This is a genomic window from Kluyvera sp. CHPC 1.251 (assembly GCF_036759945.1).
Taxonomy (GTDB): domain Bacteria; phylum Pseudomonadota; class Gammaproteobacteria; order Enterobacterales; family Enterobacteriaceae; genus Kluyvera; species Kluyvera sichuanensis.
In genome coordinates, this window is sequence record NZ_JAPKIC010000001.1 from 467861 (window position 1) to 492135 (window position 24275).

A 24275-nucleotide genomic window follows, 5' to 3' on the forward strand; every position below is an offset into this window, starting at 1 on the left:
CTCCTTAACTGTAAAAACTCTGCGCCAGCGAACCGACCAGCAGCTGCCAGCCGTCAACCAGCACAAACAGCATTAGCTTAAACGGCAGCGCGATAGTGGCGGGGGGCACCATCATCATCCCCAGCGCCATCAGTACGCTGGCGATCACCAGGTCGATAATCAGGAACGGGATAAAAATGGTGAAGCCAATCTGGAAGGCGGTTTTCAGCTCGCTGGTGACGTAAGCAGGGAGCAGGATGCGCATCGGTACTGCTTCTGGCCCTTGAATCGGCTGGCTGTTGGCCAACCGGGCAAACAGCGCCAGATCGGCTTCACGCGTCTGACGCAGCATAAATTCACGCAGCGGCTGTGCGCCTTTTTCCAGCGCGTCCTGCATCGTGATTTTGTCCTCGCTGAACGGCTGATAGGCGTCGGTGTAAACCTTGTCGATGACCGGCGACATGATGAAAAAGGTGAGGAACAGCGCCAGCCCCAATAGCACCTGGTTAGGGGGCGCGGACGGCGTGCCCAGGGCGCTGCGCAGCAGGCCGAAGACGATGATGATGCGGGTGAAGCTGGTCATCATCAGCAAAATGGCCGGAAGAAAAGTCAGCGAGGTAATGAATACCAGCGTCTGAATCGGCAGCGACCAGCTCTGACCGCCGTTCGCCAGCGGTTGGCTGATGAGGCCAGGAAGTTCAGCAAATGCTGAAGGCGAAAGCAGTAATAGCCCGCTCAGCGCAAGGGAATAAACACGACGCATCAGGATCTCCCGGGACGCTTAAGCATATTTTTCATCAGTGAAGCAAACTCAGGCGCAGCGGCCTGCGGCTGGCTATCGGTCGGTGCGGGCGGCAGCTTATGCAGCAGCGTGACCTGCTGGGCAGTGACGCCTAGCACCAGGCGCGCATCGTCGACGTTCACAATGACGACGCGTTCGCGAGCGCCAAGTGAAGCGCTGGCGCTCACTTTCAGCCCGCTAGCGGCCTGATTTCTCATCGCACCAGGCATCACGCGTTTGACCACCCACGCGGCGGCGAGAATTAAGACAATAATGCCCAGCAATGCACCGCTCACCTGAATCAACGGTGAGGTCATAGGTTCATTGACATGGGCAACGGTCACCGGCGTGGTGGCCGGTGCCGTCGCCGCACCGTGGCTTGACGGCGCGGCGGCGTGGGTAGTAGAGGCGGGTGGCGCAGCGTGGTTGGTACTCATTTTAACGGCTCAGGCGGCGCATACGTTCTGACGGCGTAATGATGTCGGTGATGCGTACGCCGTACTTGTCGGCCACGACCACGACTTCGCCCTGGGCAATCAGATAACCGTTGATCAGGATGTCCAGCGGCTCGCCGGCCAGACCGTCCAGCGCCACCACGGAACCCTGCGTCAGACGCAGCAGCTCTTTGATGGTCATCCGGGTACGCCCCAGTTCAACGGTCAGCTTGACCGGAATATCCATGATGAGATCGATATCCTGCAGCGTGCCGCTGACGTCGCCGCCGCCCAGTTGCTGAAATACCGCATCGGCAGCGCTTTTGCTGCTGGTCGTTTTCTGTTCGTTCAGCGCGTCAGCCCACAGATCGTCCACGGATCCGCTGTTGTCATCGGGTGGAGTATTCATATCACTCATTTGGGCTGTTCCTCGTTCAGCGAATTCAAAATCGGGTTGATCAAATGTTCTACGCGCAGCGCATATTGTCCGTTAACCGTGCCGTACTGGCTGGTTAGCACCGGCACGCCGTCGACGTGCGCAATAATGCGATCGGGCTTCTCTATCGGCAGCACATCGCCGGGTTGTAGTTTGAGTATTTGTGACAGTCGAAGCGAGATATCGGCGAAGTTCGCTACCAGTTCCAGCTCGGAATGCTGCACCTGGCGCACCAGGTTTTCGCGCCAGTTCTGATCTTCATGGCGCGAGTTTTCCAGCGGCGGGTTGACCAATAGTTCGCGCAGCGGCTCGATCATGCTGAACGGCAGGCAGATATTAAACTCGCCGGTCAGGTTACCGATCTCTACGTGGAACGGGGTATTCACCACAATGTCGTTTGGCGAGGTGGTAATATTGGTGAACTTCACCTGCATCTCCGAGCGCACGTACTCCACTTCCAGTGGGTTAATCGCTTTCCACGCGTCGCTATAGCCTTCCAGCGCCAGCTTCAACATGCGGTTGATAACCCGCTGCTCGGTATGGGTGAACTCGCGACCTTCTACCTTGGTCGGGAAACGCCCATCGCCACCGAACAGGTTATCCACGGCGATAAACACCAGGCTTGGCGAGAACACCACCAGACCGGTACCGCGCAGCGGCTTCAGATGGATCAGGTTAAGGTTGGTCGGCACCGGCAGGTTGCGGGCAAATTCGTGGTAGGGCTGAATGCGAATTGCCCCCACGGTGATGTCCGGACTACGGCGCAGCAGGTTGAACAGCCCCATACGGAAGTGACGGGCAAAACGCTCATTGATGATCTCCAGCGCCTGCAGACGCTCGCGGACGACGCGTCGTTGGGTATTGGGATCGTAGGGGCGAATGTCATCTTCGCCCACAGCGCGTGCCTGCGGTTCGTTAGGATTGTCGCTGTCGCCGTTCAACAGCGCGTCAATTTCGGCCTGAGAAAGAATGCTATCGCCCATGGTGCTATCGCAAAATAAAGGCTGTATACAGCACGTCAGTAATGTTCTGTTTCGGCTGACCAGCAATCAACGGCGCGCTCAGCGTCTCTTTAATCTCGGCGGCGAGCTGTTTTTTGCCATCATCAGTAGCAAGCTTAGTCGCATCCTGGCGAGAGAGCAGCAGGAGCATACGGCTGCGCACTTCCGGCAGATAGTCATTCAGACGGGCGCGGTCGGTCTCAGACTTCATGCGCAGCGTCACGCCAACGTACAGCACGCGGTCGGCATCGCCGAGATTAACGGTAAAGGTATCCAGCGGGAAGAAGACCGGCGCGGCGGGCGGCGGCGCTTCTTTTGGCGCGGCGGTCTCCGCTTTGTTGGTTAAACGCCAGTAGCTGTAGCCTGCGGTGGCGCAGGCGGCGAGCGTTACCAGCACCAGCAGGGGGATCCAGAGGGAGCGTTTGCTCTTTTTATTGATAGCGGTGTCAGTCATCTGATGCGGTCTTCCTTTTTACTACTGCTTATCCGATGATTATCCCGCCTCCCGCGCGGGTCAAAGCGTGGAAAAGACGGGAATAATCGTGTTACCTCGGGCGTTTAAGCAAAGATGTCTACCGCATTGTCCCCGCGAGCGGAGGATTGCAGGGCGGCAGGGACGGCAAGAAGCTCATTGTCGTCCTGATTTTCTCGGCCGTCAGCGTCGCTACGCGCGGCAAACGACTGTTGGGACGAAGGCTGTTGCTGCTGCCCGGCAAAACCATCGCTGCTGATATTGCTCTGCCCCAGCTGAATACCGTTCTCCTCAAGCTGTGTACGCAGTACCGGCAGCGCAGCTTCCAGCGCGGCGCGAACGTGGCTGTGCGGTGAGGCCATCTGGATTTGTGCCAGGTTGTCTTCCACCTTCAGCGTAATGTGAACCTGCCCGAGTGATTCGGGGTGCAGACGCAGTTCTGCGGTCTGTTGGCCCGAACGGGTAAACAGCGTGATGTGCTGGCTCACGTTCTGCTGCCAGTCCGGGGTGCCAAGCTGGGCGCGAATGTTTGCCGTTGCCGCTGCCGGAAGAACCGGAGCTGCATTGTTCTGGTTGGCGACCGGTGCCAGCGCGGCGGTTGCGGCCGTTGGGCTTGAGACGCTTTCCGATTCTGCTTTCTGCGTTGGGATCACAAAGGCGGAATCGGCGGGCAGCGTGCGAGCATCAACGCCCGTTTGCGTGGTCGGCGTGCCTTTGACATCCACAAAGCCCTGAGATTTTGCACCACCACGGCTGAGTGCGCTGGTCAGCGAACTGAGCGTGTCACCATGTTGCACAGGCGCAGTGACGGTCGTCGTCTGCTGAATCGGCGGGGTGACAGGCAGCATTGCCATCAACGCGTTGAGACTTTTCAGGTCGTCGTCGCTGAGTTTGCTCTCAGTGGAATCGTCGTCACTCTTCGCACCGGCGATGTCGGTTTTGTCGCCAGCTAGCTCACCTTTCAGGTGCGCAGCCAGCGAGCTGAGCAGCGACTGCGCGTCGCTCGAAGTTGATAAATCGAGGTCAGGCTCGGTGCCAGCGTTGGCTCGTGTGGCTTCCTGCTGAACCAGCCATTTAGTCAATGACTGTCCCTGGACTTTAATATCGCGCAGGCTTTTTGCATCGTCGCCGGTCAACAGTGCGTTTTTCGCACCGCTTGGATCGGCGCTCTGGGTTAATGCGCCTGCCAGCAGCGCCAGAAAATCCTCGGGAGACCCCGGGGTTTTCGCCGTCGCGTCCGCGCCTGCAAGGTTCGCATCGCTGACAGCAAGGTTAGGCAGAGTAATCATTCGGGTTTCCTCAAGGTTGCGCGTTGGGCAAACTCATCCATTTTTTTCTGATCAAGACGGTTTTCTGCCAGCAACGCGGCAGAGGCTTGACGGTCCTGGAGCGTCTGCCATGCCTGCAAGCGCTGTTTTTTCTCGCGCCAGAAGTTCAGAGCCTGCTCCACTTTGTTATTCCACTGAACTAACTGCTGACGGTGCTGATCGATGGCTTTTTCCAGCGTCTGGATAAATTGCTGGTAGTTCTGCCATCGCAGGCTGGCAATGCCCTGCGTCATGTCGTTGTTCAGGCTGTTCTGGTATTCCAGTTGATAGTCCATCAACATCTTGAGCTGTTCTTCCGCCTGTTGGCAGCCGCGGCGCATCTCGCCCAGTACCAGGGCGGCGTTGTCCACGTCGGTTTCTGCCAATTCTTTCAGCGTTGCTAATGCACCGTGCTGCGCCATATTTGTGATCCTCTTGCTTCACTATGACGATGGGAAGATCAATTCCAGGGCCTGGATTGAAGATTCCCAGTCTGCTTTTTCAAGAATGCCTTGCTGTAAAAATGCTTCCAGATGCGGCCAGAGCGTAATGGCCCTGTCGAGCATCGGATCGCTGCCCTTGGCGTACGCGCCGACGCTTATCAGGTCGCGGTTACGCTGGAAGCTCGAGAGCAGCTGTTTAAAGTTACGCACCCGAGCGTAATGCTCTTCGCTGATGAGCGCGGTCATCGCGCGGCTGATGGACGCTTCAATATCAATCGCCGGATAGTGCCCGGCCTCTGCCAGCCGACGCGACAGTACGATATGACCATCAAGGATGGCGCGCGCGGAGTCGGCAATCGGATCCTGCTGATCGTCACCTTCGGTCAGTACGGTATAAAACGCGGTGATTGAACCGCCGCCGGTGATCCCGTTGCCCGCACGTTCAACCAGCGCGGGCAGTTTGGCGAATACGGAAGGCGGATAGCCTTTGGTGGCCGGCGGTTCGCCGATCGCCAGCGCGATCTCACGTTGCGCCATCGCGTAACGGGTCAGGGAGTCCATGATCAGCAGGACGTGCTGACCGCGGTCACGGAAATCTTCCGCCACGCGGGTGGCGTAGGCGGCACCCTGCATACGCAGCAGGGGAGAGACGTCCGCCGGGGCGGCAATCACCACCGAACGCGCGCGGCCTTCGGTGCCAAGAATGTTCTCGATAAAGTCTTTTACTTCACGGCCACGTTCGCCGATAAGTCCGACAACAATCACGTCAGCGCGGGTACAGCGGGCCATCATGCCGAGCAGCACGCTCTTACCGACGCCGGAGCCGGCAAACAGCCCCATACGCTGGCCGCGCCCGACGGTGAGCAGGGCGTTGATTGGCCGTACGCCGGTATCCAGCACGTGCTCAATTGGCGTGCGCTGTAAGGGGTTAAATGGCGCGGTGATCAGCGCCCCGGTTTCGGTCGTGTCGGGAGCCGGTAGGCCGTCGAGCGGTTTGCCACTGCCGTCCAGTACACGGCCCAGCAGCGCCGGGCCGAGCGGCAGCTGTTTGCCACTCTGCAGGCCATCGCCCGCGGTATTGCGCGCATAAACGCGCGCACCGGGCAGAATGCCTTCCACCTCTTCGAGCGGCATTAAAAACAGACGATGACCGTTGAAGCCAACCACTTCGGCCTCCACCTCCTGCATCTCAGCACCTTGCTGGCGCTCAATAATGCAGGTCGCGCCAAGCGGTAGCTGCAGCCCGGTGGCTTCCAGCACCAGCCCGGTAGCGCGAGTCAGGCGACCGTAGCGGCGCACGGCAGGCAGCTGCGCGATGCGTGCTTCGAAATTGTCGAGCGTATTCAGCCAGCGGGTCAGGCGCACGGTCATCAGCAGGCTCCCGGTGCCGCCAGGCGGCACAGTTCCTGCCATCGCGTGGCTACGCTGGCATCGAGATCGCCTTCATCCGCAGAGACTTTGCAGCCGCCGGGGTGCAGCGTTGGGTCGCCGCGCAGCCGCCAGCCGTGCAGGTTGAGCGTGGCGCCGAGCATCTCCTCAACGCGTGGTAGATCTTCCGGGCTGACGCGCAGCTGCGGCTTGCCGCTGAACAGCGGCTCCTGCTGCAACAGCGCCTGGATCTGCTTAATCAGCGCGGTGTTATCCACCACCGGTACCTGGCCGACAATCTGTCGCGCCGCTTCCAGTGCCATCTGCATCAGGCGCGAGGCAATCACGCTGTCGAGGGTATCCAGCGTATGTTGAAACTCGCTCGCCAACTGCTGCATTCGGGCGTGAATGGGGGCCTGCTCCTGTTTGGCCTGCACCAGGCCCTGTTCGAGCCCCTGCGCCAGACCTTCCTGATAGCCCTGCTGCTGACCGGCGGCATGACCTTCACGCAGCCCGGCCTGGTAGCCCTGTTCATGGGCCTGAATCTGCAGCTGAGCCAGCTGCTGCTGTTGCAGCTGTTCAGCGGAGATCTCCTCCTGCTCTTCACTCGGCTCGTCGAGGGAGAGTGGGGTAAACTCCATCTCCATTGGCGGCGAAAGATCGTCAGGCTGCCAGACTTTCCACGGCGTGGTATCAGACATAGGTGTCGTCTCCGCTGCCAATTACCATCTCGCCGGTTTCGGCCAGACGACGAACAATAAGCAGGATGGCTTTCTGTTCGTTCTCGACCTGAGACAGACGGACCGGGCCACGGTTGGCCAGATCGTCGCGCAGAATGTCGGCCGCACGCTGGGACATATTGCGCAGGAACTTCTCGCGCAACGGCGGCTCGGAGCCTTTGAGGGCAATGAGCAGCGATTCGGAGTCCACTTCCTGCAGCAGGCGTTGGATGCTGCGATCGTCGACCTCGACCAGGTTTTCGAACAGGAACATCTCGTCGATGATTTTCTGCGCCAGATCGCCGTCGAACTCGCGTACCGCGGTGATGACCGCTTCTTCCTGCTGCGTTTTCATCAGGTTGATAATTTCGGCCGCCGTTCTCACGCCGCCCATTTTGCTGCGCTTGAGGTTCTGGCCGTCGAGCAGGTTGTTCAGCACCTCGGTCAGCTCCGCCAGCGCCGCCGGCTGCACGCCGCCGAAGGTGGCGATACGCAGCATGACATCGTGACGTAGGCGCTCGTCGAACAGCGCCAGAATATCCGCCGCCTGAGCACGTTTGAGGTGCACGAGGATGGTGGCGATAATCTGCGGGTGCTCGTCGCGGATAATATCGGCGGCGCTCTGCGGCTCCATAAAGTTGAGCGTTTCGATGCCGCTGGTGGTTTCGCGGGTTTCGAGAATATCCTCCAGCAGGCTGGCGGCACGTTCTTCGCCCAGTGCTTTCACCAGCACCGAACGCAGATATTCGTTGGCGTTGACGCTGAGCGCCGCGAACTGCTCGGCCTCTTGCTCAAATTCCGCCAGCACGTCGGTTAACTGCTGATTAGAAATCTGCTTCACGCCCGCCATCGCGGTACTCAGCTGTTGTACTTCGCGGGTGCTGAGGTGTTTGAACACCTCAGCCGCGCGGTCTTCGCCAATCGTCATCAGCAGAATGACGCTTTTATCGATTCCAGTCAGGTTACTCATGGTCGTTATTCATCCATTGGCGAATGACCAGCGCCACGACGCGCGGATCGTTATCAGACATTTCGCGGATACGTTGGCTCATGACCTCTGCACCCAGGCGCTGGTTAGCGCGGCGCTGCTGCGTCTGTTCATCTTTGCTGAGGCGAACCTCAACGGCTTGCTGCGTTTCTTGCTTAACTTTGGTCTGCTCGGCAGCGGCCAATGCGAGAGCTTCGCGGCGCTGGAGCTGTGGTTTAATCGCCTTACGCCACAGCAGCCAGGCAACGATCAGCACCAGTAACCAACGACCGGCGGACAACAGCTGATCGATAAACGACTGTTGCTTCCAGAACGGCAGTTCGCCGCCGCTTTCATCGGTATCGTTAAACGGTGAGTTGACCACATTGAGGGTGTCGCCACGGGTGGTGGAGAAGCCCATCGCTTCGCGGGTCAGATCTTCAATCTGCTTCATCTGATCGCTGGTCAGCGGCAGCGGTTTTCCGTCCGGCAGATTGCGATAGTTGACCACCACGGCCACCGACAGACGCTGGACATCGCCGACGTTTTTCTTGGTGTGCATGATGGTGCGGTCAAGTTCATAGTTACTGGTTTCATTGCGCTGCGTATTGCGCGGGCCGGTGGTGGTGGTATTCCGGTTCGCGGCAGTCTGGCCGTTAGCCTGATTGGCTGGCGGCGTGCTGATCGGTGCCGAAGGCGCTGGAGCGGGAGTATTCGATAACGCACCCGGTACACCACCTGGATATGGGCTGCCCACCTGGTCGCTTTCGCTGACCTGACGGGAACGCACCGCCGCCTGGCTGGCATCGCCGTTTGGACGATACTGCTCGTCGGTTTGCTCTTTATTGTCGAAGTTGAGCTGCGCGGTAACCTGCGCGTGAACGTTGCCGTTGCCGACAATCGGCCCCAGAATCGCTTCGATACGGCGCTGAACGCGGCCTTCCACGTCGGCTGTGTATTTCAGCTGCGCATCATTAAGGTCGCGGGCGTTGGTATTGGACTGGGTCAGTAGATGGCCGCCCTGATCGACCAGCGTCACGTTACCTGGCGGTAAACCCGCTACGGCGCTGGATACCAGGTGCACCACGGCAGAAATCTGGCCTTCATCAAGCGCGCGACCCGGTTCCAGGTTAACGGTGATGGAAGCTGAAGGGGATTTTTGTTCACGGACGAACAACGACGGTTTCGGCATGGCTAAGTGCACACGCGCGCTTTTTACCGGGCCAAGGGTTTCAATGGTACGGGCCAGCTCACCTTCCAGCGCGCGCTGGTAGTTCACCTGCTCGCTGAACTGGCTGATGCCGAATTTTTCCTGATCGAGCAGTTCAAAGCCGACCGCGCCACCCTTCGGCAGACCGATCTGCGCCAGACGCAGGCGCAGTTCGTGAACTTTGTCCGCAGGCACTTCCAGCGCGCCGCCGTTATCGGCAAAGCGGTAGGGGACGTTCATCTGGGTTAACTGCGTGACGATAGCGCCGCCGTCCTGATCGGACAGGTTGCTGAACAGCGTGCGATAGTCTGGGGTTTTTGCCCACAGCACCATCGCCACCAGTACGGCCACCGCAGCTGCGCTGGCGACCATCAGTGGAATTTTAGGATTCGCGCGCAGGCGGTTGACCCACTCTAAGGTTTTATTTTGTGGCGTAGCCGTAGCACTTGCGCTCATTGCGCACCTCGTCGATCCTGATCAATGGCGTTAAACGTTAACGAAAACAAAGCAGACTCCCAGGTCAGAACACATAAAGATAGCCATGCCATTATTTGTTCCTTTAGGAAATTTGATGGGCCAAATAACCCATTTTTATGGTGCTATTTAGCGCCTTTATCTTATTGACAAACTGGTAAGCTCGTTTCCAGGTTAAACACAATCCGGGAGTTCATATGGCGATTCAGGGTATTGAAGGTGTTCTGTCACAGCTGCAAGCCACGGCGGCGATGGCGCGCAATCAGAGCGTGGATACGCAACCAAGCATCAGCTTTGCCGGGCAGCTTCACGCCGCGTTGGATCGGGTGAGCGAAACGCAAAACAGCGCGAAGGCGCAGGCGGAGAAGTTTTCGCTGGGTGAGCCGGGCATCGCGCTGAACGATGTGATGACCGACTTGCAAAAAGCGTCCGTCTCGCTGCAGATGGGGATTCAGGTGCGCAATAAGCTGGTGAGTGCGTATCAGGACGTGATGGGGATGCAGGTTTAATATTGAATTTGTAGGCTGGATAAGGCGTTTAGGCCGTCATCCGGCAATGTGCTCAGGCTATGCCGGATGGCGCTTTGCTTATCCGGCCTACAATGGCCATTTCCCTTTCTGACTTTTTCCTTTCATCTCTAAAACCCCACGCCAATGGTCAATTACCGTGAAACGGCAGTCGGTTTAACGCTATAATGTTTCTGTTTTTTTCTCCCGGAACAGGACGAATAATGAAAAAATTAGCCATTGTGGCGGCGCTGTTAACGCTGGCAGGTTGTGCGCAGATCACCGATTACTCCGCCGTGGTAAAAGCCCCGGCACCGGCGGGGCTGGCAGGCTACTGGCAGTCGGTTGGCCCGCAAAGCGCGCTGGTGAGCCCCGAAGCGATGGGCAGCCTTATTGTTACCCGTGATGGCGATACCCTGGACTGTCGCCAGTGGCAGCGTGTGATTGCTGTTCCGGGGAAACTGATGCTGCGTGATACGGATGTCTATAACGTGACCAATAAGCTGGACGTTTACGCGGTGAAGCGTGATGGTAATACGTTGAAGTATGATGGGATGACGCTACAGCGTGTCGAACGTCCAACGGTCGAATGTGCCGCTGCGCTAACCAAAGCACCGCTGCCGTCCGTACTGCCGTAAGGCACTGTCGCTCCGGCACAAACCGTTGCCGGAGCGAACCCTGTTAATGGTTCAGATCGACATTATCCTGAGGGACCAGCACCTGACCCCCTTGTTTACCATAGGTCGACATCACCGACTTTTGGATCGACGATTGCCCCACCAGTTTGGCCAGTTCATCCATGCGCGCCTGTAGCAGACGTTTTACGGTGTTTTCATTATCCAGTACCGTGCGCAGCAGCGGACGAAGCTGCTCCTGAACCGGGTCGGTAGGTTCACTTATCTGGGTTAATTGAGCAATCTTTTGCACCGCATTAACGTATTCCATTTCACTGGCAATCAGTTCATCCCATAGTCCTTCCGTTGCAAGTCGCAGCATCCTGTTGCTTTTTTCGACCAGATGTTGGTACGCGAGATAAAGGTGCGGTGCATAGCTCATTAGACGGCGTCCTGAATCAAGTTAGGCGTAAGGAGAGATTCCTTCCAGGCATCGGCGATATTGCGCATGAGGTTTTCTACCTCTTCAACGGCGCCGGTGTCATTGTGCAGGTTGGCCTGCAGAAGTCGTCTCACCATATAGGCGTAGAGCGCTAACAGATTCTGCGTCAGCTCATCGCGGCTCTCTTCATCGAGGCCGATTTTCAGACCATTTTCGATGATGTTGATCGCCTTCGACAGGGAAAGCCCTTTCCCCTGCAGATTACCGTCCTGCATAAACAGGCGGGCGCGAATCAGCGCGCTGAGCGCGCCGTCGAACAGCATGCTGACAAGCTGCTGCTGGCTGGCGCTCATCACTGCGCTTTCTACTCCAATCTGTGCGTAGGCCTGCGTACCTTTTGCCCCGTACATGATGTCTCTCCTGGTTAAGAATGATTACTTGGAATTGCTGGTAGATTCGAACTGCTGCGTTAAATAGTTACTGGTGTTATTTAACGAGGTCATCAGCACGTCCAGTTGAGTAAATTGATCTTTATAGCGCGCGACTTTCTGATCGATCAGATCGCTGGCGGCGTTATAGTCTTTGGTCAGCTTGTTCAGCGTTTTGCTGACGCCATCTTTAGCGGCCTGGATGATCCCGGTGCTGGAAAGCCAGCTGGTCAGGTTGCTGCCGATGGTGGTGGTGATACCGGTTTTTTTGCCGTCGCCGACGATCAGGGTGCCAACGGCTGAGGAGTCTTTTTTCAGTGCGGCGCTGAGTTTGTCGTCATCAACCTTCAGTTCACCGGTGCTTGGGTCTGAGGTGATACCAATCTGGGCCAACGTTTTGTAAGAAGAGGTGCTCAGCGTATTGCTCAGCGCGCTCTTTAGCTGGGTCTGAATGGTGCGCAGCGTAGTATCGCCAATTAGGGCACCGTTGTTGCTGCTTTGGCTGTCGGATCCAGGGTCAACTGCAGTGTATTTGGTCAGGCTGCTGAAAGTATCCTGTAGGGCGTTATAGGCCGTTACCCAGTCTTTGATGGCGCTTTGTGCTTTCGTCGTATCCTGGGTGATGGTCAGCGTCTGGTTGCCGGTGGTGACATCATTGAGGTTCAGCGTAATATCTTCCAGCGCATCGCTAATGGTATTGCTGCTGTTTTCAATGGCAACGTTGTTTACCTTAAGCTCGGCGTTTTGCGCAGTCACACTCTCAGTCATACCATTGCCAGCAGCGCCATTGGTGCCGTTATAGCCCATAAAGCTTTGCAGTGCGCTGTCGCCGCTGACGCTCAGCGTCATGCCGTTATCTTTACCGGTGTCGTTCGACGTGATTGACAGACGGTAGGCGCCACCGACGTTAATAATACTGGCGCTGACGCCCGCTTTGGCGTTGTTGATAGCGTCGCGAATCCCGGTTAATGAGGAGTTTGCTGCGCTGATATCAATGGTCACCGGCTTTTTGTCGCCGCCTTGTTGAATGGTCAGGACGCTGTCGCTGGTGGCGATGGCTTTTTTGCTGTCGGCCTGCGTTGTACTGGTGGTCAACGTTTGTGCCTGCGCCAGCTGCGTAACGCTAATGGTGTATTTACCCGCAATGGCGTTACCGGTAGTGGTGGCGCTAAAGGCGGTAGTAGAGCTTGCGGTGGTGGTGGCAGTAAACAAGTCAGCTTTAGACAGCGCGGTGTTGGCGGTCTGGAACGCTTCCAGCGAGCTTTTCAACGTGCCGTAGGCGCTGAGTTTGGAAGTATAGGAGCTTTGCTGTTTGGTAATAGGCGTTAATGTGGCTTTTTCAGCCGCGGTCAGGCTATCCAGAATGTCGCTCAGCTTCAGGCCCGATCCGATCCCCAATGAAGAAATGCTTGCCATTTTTATTCCTTAAATGTGTCGACACGTAGAATGAATGTCTGGGTTATCGGCCTGAATGCGTCAAAGTTTACGCTTAATTGTTTTTTTTTAATGGCGCGAATAAGCGCCAGAGAAAAGAGTATTTCGGCGGCTAAAAAAAAGCGGGATTGGTAAAAAAAATTCTAAAGGTTGTTTTACGGCAGACGATAACACCTTTGACGGCGATTGAGCCGACGGGTGAAAACCCAATACGTAATCAACGACTTGAAATATAGGATAACGAATCATGGCACAAGTCATTAATACCAACAGCCTCTCGCTGATCACTCAGAACAACATCAACAAGAACCAGTCTGCTCTGTCCAGTTCTATCGAGCGTCTGTCTTCTGGCTTGCGTATCAACAGCGCGAAGGATGACGCAGCGGGTCAGGCGATTGCTAACCGTTTCACCTCCAACATCAAAGGCCTGACTCAGGCGGCTCGTAACGCTAACGACGGTATCTCTCTGGCGCAGACCACTGAAGGCGCACTGTCTGAAATCAACAACAACTTACAGCGTGTACGTGAGCTGACCGTTCAGGCAACCACCGGTACTAACTCCGATTCTGACCTGTCTTCTATCCAGGACGAAATCAAATCCCGCCTGTCTGAAATTGACCGCGTATCTGGCCAGACCCAGTTCAACGGCGTGAACGTGCTGGCAAAAGACGGCACTATGAAAATTCAGGTTGGCGCGAACGATGGCCAGACTATCTCCATCGACCTGAAAAAAATTGACTCTGATACTCTGGGTCTGAACGGTTTTAACGTGAATGGCTCGGGCTCAATTGCTAACAAAGCCGCAACGATTAGTGATTTGACGGCTCAGAAAGCTGTTGATAACCATGATGGGACTTATACAGTTACCACCAACAACGCTGCGCTCACTGCATCTCAGGCATTAGGTAAGCTGAGTGATGGTGATACCGTAGATATTGCGACTTATGCTGGTGGTACAAGCTCAACGGTCAGCTATAAGTATGATGCGACAGCAGGTAACTTTAGTTATAAAAATACTGCAAATAACACTAGTGCTGCAGCAGGTAGCTTAGCTGATACTCTGCTTCCAGCGGCAGGCCAGACAAAAACAGGTACATATAAGGCGGCTTCTGGAGAAGTTAACTTCAATGTTGATGCTACTGGTAATCTGACAATTGGTGGTCAGCAAGCTTATCTGACCACTGATGGTAACCTGACAACAAACAATTCTGGTGGTGCAGCTGCCGCTAGCCTTAAAAGCTTGTTTACCCTGGCTGGTGATGGTAAATCACTGGGAAATAACGGCACTGCGACCGTTACCCTGGATAACACAGCATATGATTTCAAAGCTGCTGCGGACGTTACTATTCCTGCTGGTGTTACCGCTGCTGCTGGCGTAACTTACACCGCGACCGTTTCCAAAGATGTCATTCTGGCGCAACTCCAATCCGCAAACCAAGCTGCTGCAACAGCAGCTAATGGTGATACTGTAGCAACAGTAAACTATAAATCAGGCGTTATGACCGGTTCAGCAACCTTTACAAACGGTAAAGGAACAGCTGATGGTATGACTTCCGGTACTACGCCAGTTGCTGCTACGGGAGCTAAGGCTGTATATGTTGATGGTAATAATGAACTCACTTCAACAGCGTCTTATGACACTACTTACTCTGTTAATGCAGATAATGGTGCGGTAAAAGTAGTTTCAGGTACAGGTAAAGGTAAATTTGAAGCGGTAGCTGGCGCCGAAGCTTATGTAAGCAAAGATGGAAAATTAACGACAGAAACCACAAGTGCAGGTACAGCAACCAAAGATCCTCTGGCTGCCCTGGACGCTGCTATCAGCTCCATCGATAAATTCCGTTCTTCCCTGGGTGCTATCCAGAACCGTCTGGATTCTGCGGTAACCAACCTGAACAACACCACCACCAACCTGTCTGAAGCGCAGTCCCGTATTCAGGACGCCGACTATGCGACCGAAGTGTCCAACATGTCTAAAGCGCAAATCATTCAGCAGGCCGGTAACTCCGTGCTGGCTAAAGCGAACCAGGTTCCACAGCAGGTTCTGTCTCTGCTGCAGGGCTAATCGCTCTCAACCTGACCAACCCCGCCTCGGCGGGGTTTTTTGTTGCTGAAATTTCACTTACTCCGCAAATAACCCCACATTTCTCCCACTGTTCCATCGATTAAAACGGCTATAGAAACGGATAATCGTGCCGATAACTCATATTAATGCAGGGCTGTTTATCGTGAATTCAATGTATACCGCTGAAGGTGTAATGGATAAACACTCGCTATGGCAACGCTATGTGCCGCTGGTGCGTCACGAAGCATTGCGCCTTCAGGTGCGTTTGCCGGCGAGCGTGGAACTGGACGATCTGCTCCAGGCGGGCGGTATCGGCTTATTGAACGCAGTTGAACGCTATGACGCTCTGCAAGGTACGGCATTTACGACTTACGCAGTGCAACGCATCCGTGGGGCGATGCTGGACGAATTACGCAGCCGTGATTGGGTGCCGCGTAGCGTCCGGAGGAACGCGCGTGAAGTTGCGCAGACGTTAGGACAGCTGGAGCAGGAACTGGGACGAAACGCGACCGAAACCGAAGTCGCGCAGCGGCTGGGAATCGCGATTGAAGAATACCGTCAGGTACTGCTGGATACCAATAACAGCCAGCTTTTCTCCTATGATGAATGGCGAGAAGAGTATGGCGACAGTATCGAGCTGGTGACGGAAGAGAATCAACACGAAAACCCACTACATCAACTACTGGAAGGCGATCTTCGCCATCGCGTGATGGAGGCCATCGAGGCCCTGCCGGAACGCGAGAAGTTGGTGTTAACACTCTATTACCAGGAAGAGCTGAACCTCAAAGAGATCGGCGCCGTACTGGAAGTCGGGGAGTCGCGCGTCAGCCAACTGCACAGCCAGGCCATTAAGCGTCTGCGCATTAAACTGGGTAAATCGTAGGTTGGAGTAACGTCACGTTAGCGCCAAAAATGCCGCATTATGTAATGAGAACCCGGAGTTATCATAATGATGCAGGTAAAAAGACGGCCATTAAGCCGCTATCTCAAAGACTTTAAACACAGCGAAACGCATTGCGCCCACTGTCATAAGCTGCTCGATCGCATCACCTTAGTGCGTCAGGGGGTGATCGTGAATAAAATCGCCATCTCCCGTCTGGATACGCTAATGGACGACAGCGCGTGGCAGCAGGAGCGTAGCGCCTGGTCCGCGTTGTGCCGCTTCTGCGGCGATCTGCACTGCAAGGAGCAGAGTGCGTTCTTCAATATCATCGGCTTTAAACAATACCTCCTCGAACAAACCGACATGAGCGCGGGCACCGTACGTGAGTACGTCGTACGCCTGCGTCGGCTGGGCAACCACTTCGTCGATAATGACGTCCCGCGAGCGCTGCTGCATGATCGCCACGCGGATGAGAAGCTTGAAGCCTGGTTGCCGGATACCAGCACCAACAATTATCGTATTGCCCTGCGTAAGTACCTGCGTTTTCAGCGTCACTTACCGCTAAACAGCGAGCAAAATTTCGCAGACTGTGAAACCTCTGATATATATTAAATTGGAATAAGATGTAGCGCATGGGTGTTTGTCATTGATGATGAACGGTTTACACTACGAAAAAAAGTGATGCTTTTCGGGGGTATAATGAAGCTGAAGTTTCTGGGTCGTCAGGCGCTGATGGGCGCTATGGCCGTTGCGCTGGTCGCTGGTGCAAGCGTGCAGGCGTTTGCTGCAGAGAATTTATTAAACCAGGTTAAAGAGCGCGGTACGCTGCGCGTTGGCCTGGAGGGCACTTATCCTCCGTTCAGTTTCCAGGGCGATGACGGTAAGCTGACCGGTTTTGAAGTGGAATTTGCCAACGAGCTGGCCAAACACCTGGGCGTGAAGGCTGACCTCAAACCGACCAAGTGGGATGGGATGCTGGCATCGCTGGACTCTAAACGTATCGACGTGGTGATTAACCAGGTCACGATTTCGCCGGAGCGTCAGAAGAAATATGACTTCTCCACCCCGTACACCATCTCCGGTATTCAGGCGCTGGTGAAAAAGGGGAGCGAAGACACCATCAAAACCGCCGCTGACCTGAAAGGCAAAAAAGTCGGTGTCGGTCTGGGGACCAACTACGAAGAGTGGCTGCGTAAAAACGTTCAGGGCGTGGATATTCGCACCTATGACGATGACCCGACGAAATATCAGGATCTGCGCGTAGGCCGTATCAACGCGATTCTGGTTGACCGTCTGGCGGCGCTGGATCTGGTGAAGAAAACCAACAATACGCTGGCCGTTGCGGGTGACGCGTTCTCTCGTCAGGAATCTGGCGTGGCGCTGCGTAAAGGCAATGAAGACCTGCTGAAAGCGGTTGATGGTGCCATCGACGCCATGCATAAAGACGGTAGCCTGAAAGCGCTGTCTGAGAAATGGTTCGGGGCAGACGTGACAGAATAATCGTCATGCTTTAAAAAAGGCGCTGATTGAGCGCCTTTTTTTATTTAAGGCGCATAATAAAAACAACACCAAGGAGATGCTATGTCACTGCAAAATTTAACCCGCTTTCCGCGCCTCGAATTGATTGGCGCACCCACGCCGCTGGAATATCTGCCGCGTTTTTCTGACTACATTGGCCGCGATATCTTTATCAAACGCGATGATGTGACTCCGCTGGCGATGGGCGGCAATAAGCTGCGCAAGCTGGAGTTCCTCGCCGCCGATGCATTGCGTGAAGGGGCCGATACCCTGGTAACCGCCGGGGCGATTCAGTCTAACCACGTACGCCAGACGGCGGCAGTGGCAGCCAAGCTTGGCCTGCACTGCGTGGCGCTGCTGGAAAACCCGATGGGCACGACGGCGGAAAACTACCTCAGCAACGGCAACCGTCTGCTGCTGGATCTGTTTAACACCCAGGTCGAGATGTGCGACGCGCTGACCGACCCGAACGCGCAGCTCGCGGAGCTTGCCACGCGTCTTGAAGCGCAGGGTTTTCGTCCGTACGTGATCCCGGTGGGGGGTTCCAATGCGCTGGGCGCGCTGGGCTACGTTGAAAGCGCACTGGAAATTGCCCAGCAGTGCGAAGGGGCGGTTTCGATTTCATCCGTGGTGGTGGCTTCCGGCAGTGCGGGAACCCACGCGGGCCTGGCCGTTGGCCTTGAGCAGGTGATGCCTGACGCGGAATTGATTGGCGTGACCGTCTCGCGCAAAGTCGCCGACCAGTTGCCGAAAGTGGTTACACTGCAGCAGGAGGTGGCCCGTAGCCTTGAGCTGACGGCAAGCGCCGGTATTACGCTGTGGGACGACTATTTTGCGCCAGCCTACGGCATTCCTAATGATGACGGCATGGAAGCGGTGAAGCTACTGGCACGCCTCGAGGGTATTCTGCTTGACCCGGTTTATACCGGCAAAGCGATGGCTGGGCTGATTGATGGCATCAACCAGAAACGCTTTAAAGACGAAGGGCCGATTCTGTTTATCCATACCGGCGGAGCGCCTGCGCTCTTTGCTTATCATCCTCACATTTAAATAGAACGCGCTCATGCAAGAAAGTATTCAACTGGTTATTGACTCCGCGCCGTATCTGCTTAAAGGCGCGGTCTTTACGCTCCAGCTCAGTATCGGCGGGATGTTCTTCGGCCTGATTCTGGGCTTTATTCTCGCGCTGATGCGGCTCTCGCCCATTGGTCCCATCCGCTGGCTGGCACGCTGCTATATCTCTATTTTCCGCGGCACGCCGCTGATTGCGCAGCTGTTTATGATCTACTACGGGCTGCCGCAGTTTGGTATCGAGCTCGACCCTATCCCATCGGCGATGATTGGCCTGTCGCTCAATACCGCGGCCTACGCGGCGGAAACGCTGCGTGCGGCGATTTCGTCAATCGACAAAGGGCAATGGGAAGCTGCCGCCAGTATCGGGATGACGCCGTGGCAAGCCATGCGCCGCGCGATTCTGCCGCAGGCGGCACGGGTGGCGCTGCCGCCGCTGTCGAACAGTTTTATCAGCCTGGTGAAGGACACCTCGTTGGCAGCGACCATTCAGGTGCCGGAACTGTTCCGTCAGGCGCAGCTTATCACCTCCCGCACGCTGGAAGTGTTCACCATGTATCTGGCCGCGTCGCTGATTTACTGGGTGATGGCGACGGTGCTGTCGGCGCTGCAAAACTATTTTGAAAACCAGCTTAACCGCCAGGAGCGAGATCCGAAATGAGCGCAATTGAAGTCAAAAACCTGGTGAAGAAATTCCACGGACAGACGGTGCTGCACGGGATTGACCTGGAAGTAAAAGAGGGGGAAGTGGTGGCGATCATCGGGCCGAGTGGTTCGGGGAAAACCACGCTGCTGCGCAGCATTAACCTGCTGGAAGTGCCGGAAAGCGGCACTATCCGGGTCGGTGAGATGACCATCGACACCGCGCGTCCGCTCAGCCAGCAGAAAGGGCTGATCCGCCGCCTACGCCAGCACGTCGGCTTTGTGTTCCAGAACTTCAACCTGTTTCCGCACCGCACGGTGCTGGAGAACATCATTGAAGGGCCGGTGATTGTCAAAGGCGAAGATAAAGCAGAAGCCACCGCCAGAGCGCGGGAACTGCTCGGCAAGGTAGGGCTTTCAGGGAAAGAGGAGAGCTATCCGCGCCGTCTCTCCGGTGGCCAGCAGCAGCGCGTCGCGATTGCCCGTGCGCTGGCGATGCGCCCGGACGTGATCCTGTTCGATGAACCCACCTCGGCGTTAGATCCGGAGCTGGTAGGGGAGGTGCTCAACACCATCCGCGCGCTGGCTGAAGAGAAACGTACAATGGTTATTGTCACCCATGAAATGAGCTTTGCGCGCGACGTTGCCGACCGGGCCATCTTTATGGATCAGGGGCGCGTGGTTGAACAGGGGGATGCGAAGGCACTATTTGCGAACCCACAGCAGGCGCGTACTCGGCAGTTCCTGGAAAAATTCCTCATGCAGTAATGGCGGTGCGGACGCGCCCGGAGATAAACGGCGCGCGTCCGTGTACGACTTATTTTTTATCGCAAATGATGCCCTAAGTTTATTTACGCGCTTTTAATGAAAAATTTTACTTAAGTATGCCTAATCAATAGGTGGGCTTTATATCACCATGAATAGAGCTAAATGGCCTGATGACGGTGATTACGCGGCATTCGTTGCAAAAATAGGGGAAATTAGGATTATTTTGCCGAAGCGTGATATTTTATACATATAAATAAGATTTATGTGTTAGGTTTCTGTATTCATAAAAATGATTATTGATCAGGGGGTTTCTCGTAGTTATGAGAGACGATGATTTTTTCAGTTGGCGGCGGGAAATGCTGCAAATTTTCCAGGCGGCTTCAGCAAGCGATCAGATATATGCGCTCTTACAGCAGCAAACCGAATATCTGGAATATGACTTCTTCGCATTGTGCGTACGCCATCCGGTGCCTTTCACACGGCCTCGCATCTCGGTATATACCACTTATCCCGACGCCTGGATGAGTCACTATAAGTCCGCGAATTATATGGCTATCGATCCGGTGCTGAAACCGGATAACTTCTCGTTAGGTCACCTGCGCTGGAATGATGAACTGTTTAGCGATGCGCAGGAGCTGTGGCTCGCCGCTCGCAAACACGGACTGCATACCGGGGCGACCCAGTGTCTGATGCTGCCAAACCATGCTCACGGTTTCCTGTCGGTATCGCGCACGCGCGTGGCGCGTCAACCGCTTGCGGAAGACGAAATGGCGCTGCGGTTGCAGATATTACTGGAGATGAGCCTGCTGGCGTTATTACGCGTCGAAGACGAAATGGTAATGCCGCGGGAAATGAAATTCAGTAAGCGGGAATTAGAAATTCTGAAATGGACGGCAGAGGGGAAAACATCGGCGGAGATTTCGATGATTCTGTCTATTTCCGAGAATACCGTAAACTTCCATCAAAAGAACATGCAGAAGAAATTTAATGCGCCTAACAAAACGCAGATTGCCTGCTATGCGGCGGCGATTGGATTGATCTGACTCGTTCGTGCGTTCTGCGTGCCAGACGGCAAACCGGCTGTAAGCAGCGATGCTTCAGCCGGTTTAAGATTACTGGCGATAAGCTTGTTTAATTTGCTTAACGGTGCTGGAAAATACGGCAGCCTGAGCTTCGTCTTCTAACTGCGCAATTTGTTTTTCCATTTTAATAATCACACGTCCCGCGTCTGCCTGCCCCATTGCCTGCAGCATCAGCGTCAGCATTGCCTTCAGACAGGAAAGTTCCTGGGCCAGATTTTGATTATTTTCAGCGGTAGAAAAATCAGGTGTGCTCATTTATTGCCTCGTACAATTTCTGCGCATTATGCGCGATCCGGATTATGAAAGCGGCGCAGTATACCACAAGCCGGGAGAAAAAAAGGAGTGCCTGTTTTTTGCGCGCAGCTCAGATCTGTTATTCATTATTATTTAGCGGTGAGAAGACAGACAGTTAGCCCTGAATTGTTTAAATATGGTTCCTTCATCGTTAATTGTTGTTACATATTATAGGGGCTATTTATCAAATATACGACAAAGTGCCTGTTTACTCAGATTATTGTTGTCTGCATACTGACTTTTGTGCTGGGCATCTTATTGTTTTTTAGGTCTTTCCAGCGCCTGTACACGAATATTTCCAAAAACGAGATCGAAATCGGTGCTCTGGCATTTTTAGACTTTCACAGTTGATATAAAACCCGGTAGTATGGGTGAATTAAGAAGTAGTAGCGTTATCCCTATTCTGGAGATTATTCCTTTGATCAACGTCCTTCTTGTTGATGACCACGAACTGGTGCGCGCAGGGATACGACGCATTCTCGAAGATATAAAAGGTATTAGAGTGACCGGCGAAGCCAACTGCGGGGAAGATGCGGTGAAATGGTGCCGCGCCAACCCGGTCGATGTTGTGCTGATGGACATGAATATGCCGGGCATCGGTGGCCTGGAAGCCACGCGTAAGATTGCGCGCTCTGCCGTCGACACCAAGGTCATCATGTTAACCGTACACACGGAAAACCCGCTTCCCGCGAAGGTGATGCAGGCCGGAGCTGCGGGGTATCTGAGTAAAGGTGCCGCCCCGCAAGAGGTGGTCAACGCGATTCGCTCGGTATTCTCAGGGCAGCGTTATATTGCCTCAGACATCGCCCAGCAAATGGCGTTGAGCCAGATTGAGCCGGAAAAGACCGAATCCCCGTTCTCCAGTTTGTCTGAACGTGAATTGCAGATTATGCTGATGATCACTAAAGGTCAGAAGGTGAATGAGATCTCAGAACAGTTGAATCTGAGTCCTAAGACGGTCAACAGCTACCGCTATCGTATGTTTAGCAAATTGAACATACACGGTGACGTTGAACTGACGCACCTGGCAATTCGCCATGGCCTGTGCAATGCGGAGTCGTTAGCAAGTCAGTGAGTGATGTTTTTGATTCAAAAGCCTTTCTGAAAACCGTAACCAGCCAGCCCGGCGTTTATCGTATGTATGATGCCGGCGGTACGGTCATTTACGTTGGCAAAGCCAAAGATCTCAAAAAACGCCTATCCAGCTATTTCCGCGCTCAGGTTGCTTCCCGCAAAACGGAAGCCCTGGTGGCGCAGATAGCGCAGATTGATGTCACCGTTACCCATACCGAAACGGAAGCGCTGCTGCTTGAGCATAACTACATCAAGCTTTATCAGCCTCGCTATAACGTTCTGCTGCGCGATGACAAATCCTATCCCTTTATTTTCCTGAGCGGCGACGCGCATCCGCGTCTGGCGACCCATCGCGGCGCAAAACACGCGAAAGGGGAGTACTTCGGGCCGTTCCCTAACGGCTATGCGGTGCGGGAAACGCTGGCGCTGCTGCAAAAGATCTTCCCGATTCGTCAGTGTGAAAACAGCGTCTACCGTAACCGCTCTCGTCCGTGCCTGCAGTACCAGATTGGTCGCTGCCTGGGGCCGTGTGTGAAAGGGTTGGTGAGTGAAGAAGAGTACGCCCAACAGGTTGACTACGTGCGGCTTTTTCTCGCTGGAAAGGACGACCAGGTGCTGACCCAGCTGATTGCGCGGATGGAGAAAGCGAGCCAGGCGCTGGCGTTTGAAGAGGCCGCGCGTATTCGCGATCAGATTCAGGCCGTTCGTCGCGTCACCGAGAAACAGTTTGTTTCTAACAACGGCGACGACCTCGATGTGATTGGCGTGGCGTTTGAAGCGGGTATGGCCTGCGTGCACGTGCTGTTTATCCGCCAGGGGAAAGTGCTGGGCAGCCGCAGTTATTTCCCCAAAGTCCCGAGCGATACCGAACTGGGCGAAGTGGTGGAAACCTTCGTCGGCCAGTTCTATTTCCAGGGCAGCCAGATGCGAACGCTGCCGGGCGAGATCCTGCTCGACTTTACGCTGAAAGACAAAACGCTGCTGGCCGATTCACTATCCGAGCTGGCGGGGCGTCGCATTCAGGTGCAAACCAAGCCGCGCGGTGACCGTGCGCGCTATCTGAAACTGGCACGCACCAATGCGGTGACGGCGCTGTCGACTAAACTTTCTCAACAGTCGACCGTCCATCAACGCCTGCAGGCGCTCTCCGCCGAGCTAAAGTTACCGGCTATCAAGCGCATGGAGTGTTTTGATATCAGCCACACCATGGGGGAGCAGACCGTTGCCTCGTGCGTGGTATTTGACGCCAACGGCCCGCTGCGCGCCGAATATCGCCGCTACAACATTACCGGTATTACGCCGGGCGATGACTACGCGGCGATGAACCAGGTGTTGCGTCGTCGTTATGGCAAAGCCATCGATGACAGCAAAATTCCGGACGTTATTCTGATCGACGGCGGGAAAGGGCAATTAGGACAGGCAAAAGCGGTATTTGCTGAGCTTAACGTGCCGTGGGATAAAAACCACCCGCTGCTGCTGGGCGTGGCCAAAGGCAGCGACCGTAAGGCGGGCCTTGAGACGCTGTTCTTTGAGCCGGAAGGTGAGGGCTTCAGCCTGCCGCCGGATTCCCCGGCGCTGCACGTCATTCAGCATATTCGCGACGAATCACACGATCATGCGATTTCCGGGCACCGTAAGAAACGCGCTAAGGTTAAAAGCACCAGTTCGCTGGAAACCATCGAAGGCGTGGGGCCAAAGCGCCGTCAGATGCTGCTGAAGTACATGGGCGGGCTGCAAGGTTTGCAGCAGGCAAGCATTGAAGATATTGCGAAAGTGCCGGGAATCTCGGTCGGACTCGCAGAAAAGATCTTCTACTCGTTGAAACATTAGGGGCTCTGTAGCAACATAGGGCTAATATTTACT

At 55.2% G+C, this 24275-nt stretch carries 27 protein-coding genes; 12 read left to right on the forward strand and 15 right to left on the reverse strand.

Features of this window, described 5'->3' with window-relative positions:
• Positions 1-4 precede the first annotated feature (4 nt).
• From fliP to fliF, 11 genes are all read right to left on the reverse strand, one after another.
• Positions 5-742 carry a flagellar type III secretion system pore protein FliP gene (gene fliP, locus V6940_RS02075; protein WP_333494661.1) on the reverse strand — a complete coding sequence of 246 codons (738 nt, stop codon included), beginning with the start codon at positions 740-742 and terminating at the stop codon, positions 5-7.
• Entirely contained in the window at positions 742-1077 is a 336-nt protein-coding gene (gene fliO / locus V6940_RS02080; RefSeq protein WP_333494994.1) for a flagellar biosynthetic protein FliO, read from the reverse strand. Before fliO ends, fliP begins: the two co-directional genes overlap by 1 nt.
• A 121-nt stretch (positions 1078-1198) precedes the next feature.
• Positions 1199-1612 (reverse strand): flagellar motor switch protein FliN, encoded by a 414-nt coding sequence (fliN, locus tag V6940_RS02085; RefSeq protein WP_185669461.1) that lies wholly within the window; start codon positions 1610-1612, stop codon positions 1199-1201.
• Positions 1609-2613, reverse strand: a complete 1005-nt coding sequence (gene fliM / locus V6940_RS02090) for a flagellar motor switch protein FliM (protein WP_185669460.1) — start codon at positions 2611-2613, stop codon at positions 1609-1611. Before fliM ends, fliN begins: the two co-directional genes overlap by 4 nt.
• A gap of 4 nt (positions 2614-2617) precedes the next feature.
• A complete protein-coding gene (gene fliL, locus V6940_RS02095; RefSeq protein WP_220439315.1) occupies positions 2618-3085 on the reverse strand; it encodes a flagellar basal body-associated protein FliL in 468 nt (155 codons plus the stop codon).
• Between the two features lie 104 nt (positions 3086-3189).
• A complete protein-coding gene (locus tag V6940_RS02100) occupies positions 3190-4392 on the reverse strand; it encodes a flagellar hook-length control protein FliK (protein ID WP_333494662.1) in 1203 nt (400 codons plus the stop codon).
• Positions 4389-4832, reverse strand: a complete 444-nt coding sequence (gene fliJ / locus V6940_RS02105) for a flagellar export protein FliJ (protein ID WP_106929946.1) — start codon at positions 4830-4832, stop codon at positions 4389-4391. The genes V6940_RS02100 and fliJ overlap by 4 nt, the downstream gene beginning before the upstream one ends.
• A 21-nt stretch (positions 4833-4853) precedes the next feature.
• Positions 4854-6224, reverse strand: a complete 1371-nt coding sequence (gene fliI, locus V6940_RS02110; protein ID WP_333494995.1) for a flagellar protein export ATPase FliI — start codon at positions 6222-6224, stop codon at positions 4854-4856.
• Positions 6224-6922, reverse strand: coding sequence for a flagellar assembly protein FliH (gene fliH / locus V6940_RS02115; protein ID WP_333494663.1), 699 nt, complete (start codon positions 6920-6922; stop codon positions 6224-6226). The genes fliI and fliH overlap by 1 nt, the downstream gene beginning before the upstream one ends.
• A complete protein-coding gene (gene fliG / locus V6940_RS02120; protein WP_333494664.1) occupies positions 6915-7910 on the reverse strand; it encodes a flagellar motor switch protein FliG in 996 nt (331 codons plus the stop codon). Before fliG ends, fliH begins: the two co-directional genes overlap by 8 nt.
• Positions 7903-9573, reverse strand: coding sequence for a flagellar basal-body MS-ring/collar protein FliF (gene fliF / locus V6940_RS02125; protein WP_333494665.1), 1671 nt, complete (start codon positions 9571-9573; stop codon positions 7903-7905). The genes fliG and fliF overlap by 8 nt, the downstream gene beginning before the upstream one ends.
• Positions 9574-9788: 215 nt before the next feature.
• Here fliF and fliE point away from each other — a divergent pair, with 215 nt between their 5' ends.
• Complete coding sequence (gene fliE / locus V6940_RS02130; protein ID WP_220439309.1) at positions 9789-10100, forward strand: flagellar hook-basal body complex protein FliE; 312 nt, start codon at positions 9789-9791, stop codon at positions 10098-10100.
• A gap of 221 nt (positions 10101-10321) precedes the next feature.
• Positions 10322-10735: a lipoprotein YedD gene (gene yedD, locus V6940_RS02135; protein WP_333494666.1), complete on the forward strand. Its 414-nt coding sequence runs from the start codon at positions 10322-10324 to the stop codon at positions 10733-10735.
• Positions 10736-10778: 43 nt separating this feature from the next.
• Here yedD and fliT read toward each other — a convergent pair whose 3' ends face one another.
• The 3 genes from fliT to fliD are packed head-to-tail and all read right to left on the reverse strand — an operon-like array spanning position 10779 to position 12997.
• Entirely contained in the window at positions 10779-11153 is a 375-nt protein-coding gene (gene fliT / locus V6940_RS02140; RefSeq protein WP_185669452.1) for a flagella biosynthesis regulatory protein FliT, read from the reverse strand.
• Positions 11153-11563 carry a flagellar export chaperone FliS gene (gene fliS, locus V6940_RS02145; protein WP_035894125.1) on the reverse strand — a complete coding sequence of 137 codons (411 nt, stop codon included), beginning with the start codon at positions 11561-11563 and terminating at the stop codon, positions 11153-11155. The genes fliT and fliS overlap by 1 nt, the downstream gene beginning before the upstream one ends.
• Positions 11564-11587: 24 nt before the next feature.
• Entirely contained in the window at positions 11588-12997 is a 1410-nt protein-coding gene (gene fliD, locus V6940_RS02150) for a flagellar filament capping protein FliD (RefSeq protein WP_333494667.1), read from the reverse strand.
• 265 nt (positions 12998-13262) lie between these two features.
• Here fliD and V6940_RS02155 point away from each other — a divergent pair, with 265 nt between their 5' ends.
• The 8 genes from V6940_RS02155 to sdiA all read left to right on the forward strand — a co-directional run bounded on the left by V6940_RS02155 (position 13263) and on the right by sdiA (position 21005).
• A complete protein-coding gene (locus V6940_RS02155; RefSeq protein ID WP_333494668.1) occupies positions 13263-15080 on the forward strand; it encodes a FliC/FljB family flagellin in 1818 nt (605 codons plus the stop codon).
• A gap of 163 nt (positions 15081-15243) precedes the next feature.
• On the forward strand, positions 15244-15963 hold the full coding sequence (locus V6940_RS02160) for an RNA polymerase sigma factor FliA (protein WP_185669448.1): 720 nt from the start codon (positions 15244-15246) through the stop codon (positions 15961-15963).
• Between the two features lie 60 nt (positions 15964-16023).
• Positions 16024-16575, forward strand: coding sequence for a flagella biosynthesis regulatory protein FliZ (fliZ, locus tag V6940_RS02165; protein ID WP_333494996.1), 552 nt, complete (start codon positions 16024-16026; stop codon positions 16573-16575).
• An 87-nt stretch (positions 16576-16662) separates the two neighbouring features.
• A complete protein-coding gene (tcyJ, locus tag V6940_RS02170) occupies positions 16663-17463 on the forward strand; it encodes a cystine ABC transporter substrate-binding protein (protein WP_185669447.1) in 801 nt (266 codons plus the stop codon).
• 81 nt (positions 17464-17544) lie between these two features.
• Positions 17545-18531 carry a D-cysteine desulfhydrase gene (gene dcyD / locus V6940_RS02175; RefSeq protein ID WP_185669401.1) on the forward strand — a complete coding sequence of 329 codons (987 nt, stop codon included), beginning with the start codon at positions 17545-17547 and terminating at the stop codon, positions 18529-18531.
• 13 nt (positions 18532-18544) lie between these two features.
• Positions 18545-19213, forward strand: a complete 669-nt coding sequence (gene tcyL, locus V6940_RS02180) for a cystine ABC transporter permease (RefSeq protein ID WP_185669402.1) — start codon at positions 18545-18547, stop codon at positions 19211-19213.
• Positions 19210-19962 carry an L-cystine ABC transporter ATP-binding protein TcyN gene (gene tcyN / locus V6940_RS02185; RefSeq protein ID WP_333494669.1) on the forward strand — a complete coding sequence of 251 codons (753 nt, stop codon included), beginning with the start codon at positions 19210-19212 and terminating at the stop codon, positions 19960-19962. The genes tcyL and tcyN overlap by 4 nt, the downstream gene beginning before the upstream one ends.
• 320 nt (positions 19963-20282) lie before the next feature.
• Positions 20283-21005: a transcriptional regulator SdiA gene (gene sdiA / locus V6940_RS02190; RefSeq protein ID WP_333494670.1), complete on the forward strand. Its 723-nt coding sequence runs from the start codon at positions 20283-20285 to the stop codon at positions 21003-21005.
• Positions 21006-21074: 69 nt separating this feature from the next.
• Here the strand turns inward: sdiA and V6940_RS02195 are convergent, their stop codons facing one another.
• Positions 21075-21299, reverse strand: a complete 225-nt coding sequence (locus V6940_RS02195; RefSeq protein ID WP_035894108.1) for a DUF2594 family protein — start codon at positions 21297-21299, stop codon at positions 21075-21077.
• Positions 21300-21756: 457 nt separating this feature from the next.
• Here V6940_RS02195 and uvrY point away from each other — a divergent pair, with 457 nt between their 5' ends.
• Together uvrY and uvrC are read left to right on the forward strand one after the other, a co-directional pair.
• Complete coding sequence (gene uvrY / locus V6940_RS02200) at positions 21757-22413, forward strand: UvrY/SirA/GacA family response regulator transcription factor (RefSeq protein WP_064544562.1); 657 nt, start codon at positions 21757-21759, stop codon at positions 22411-22413.
• Complete coding sequence (gene uvrC / locus V6940_RS02205; protein ID WP_333494671.1) at positions 22410-24242, forward strand: excinuclease ABC subunit UvrC; 1833 nt, start codon at positions 22410-22412, stop codon at positions 24240-24242. The genes uvrY and uvrC overlap by 4 nt, the downstream gene beginning before the upstream one ends.
• Positions 24243-24275 lie beyond the last annotated feature (33 nt).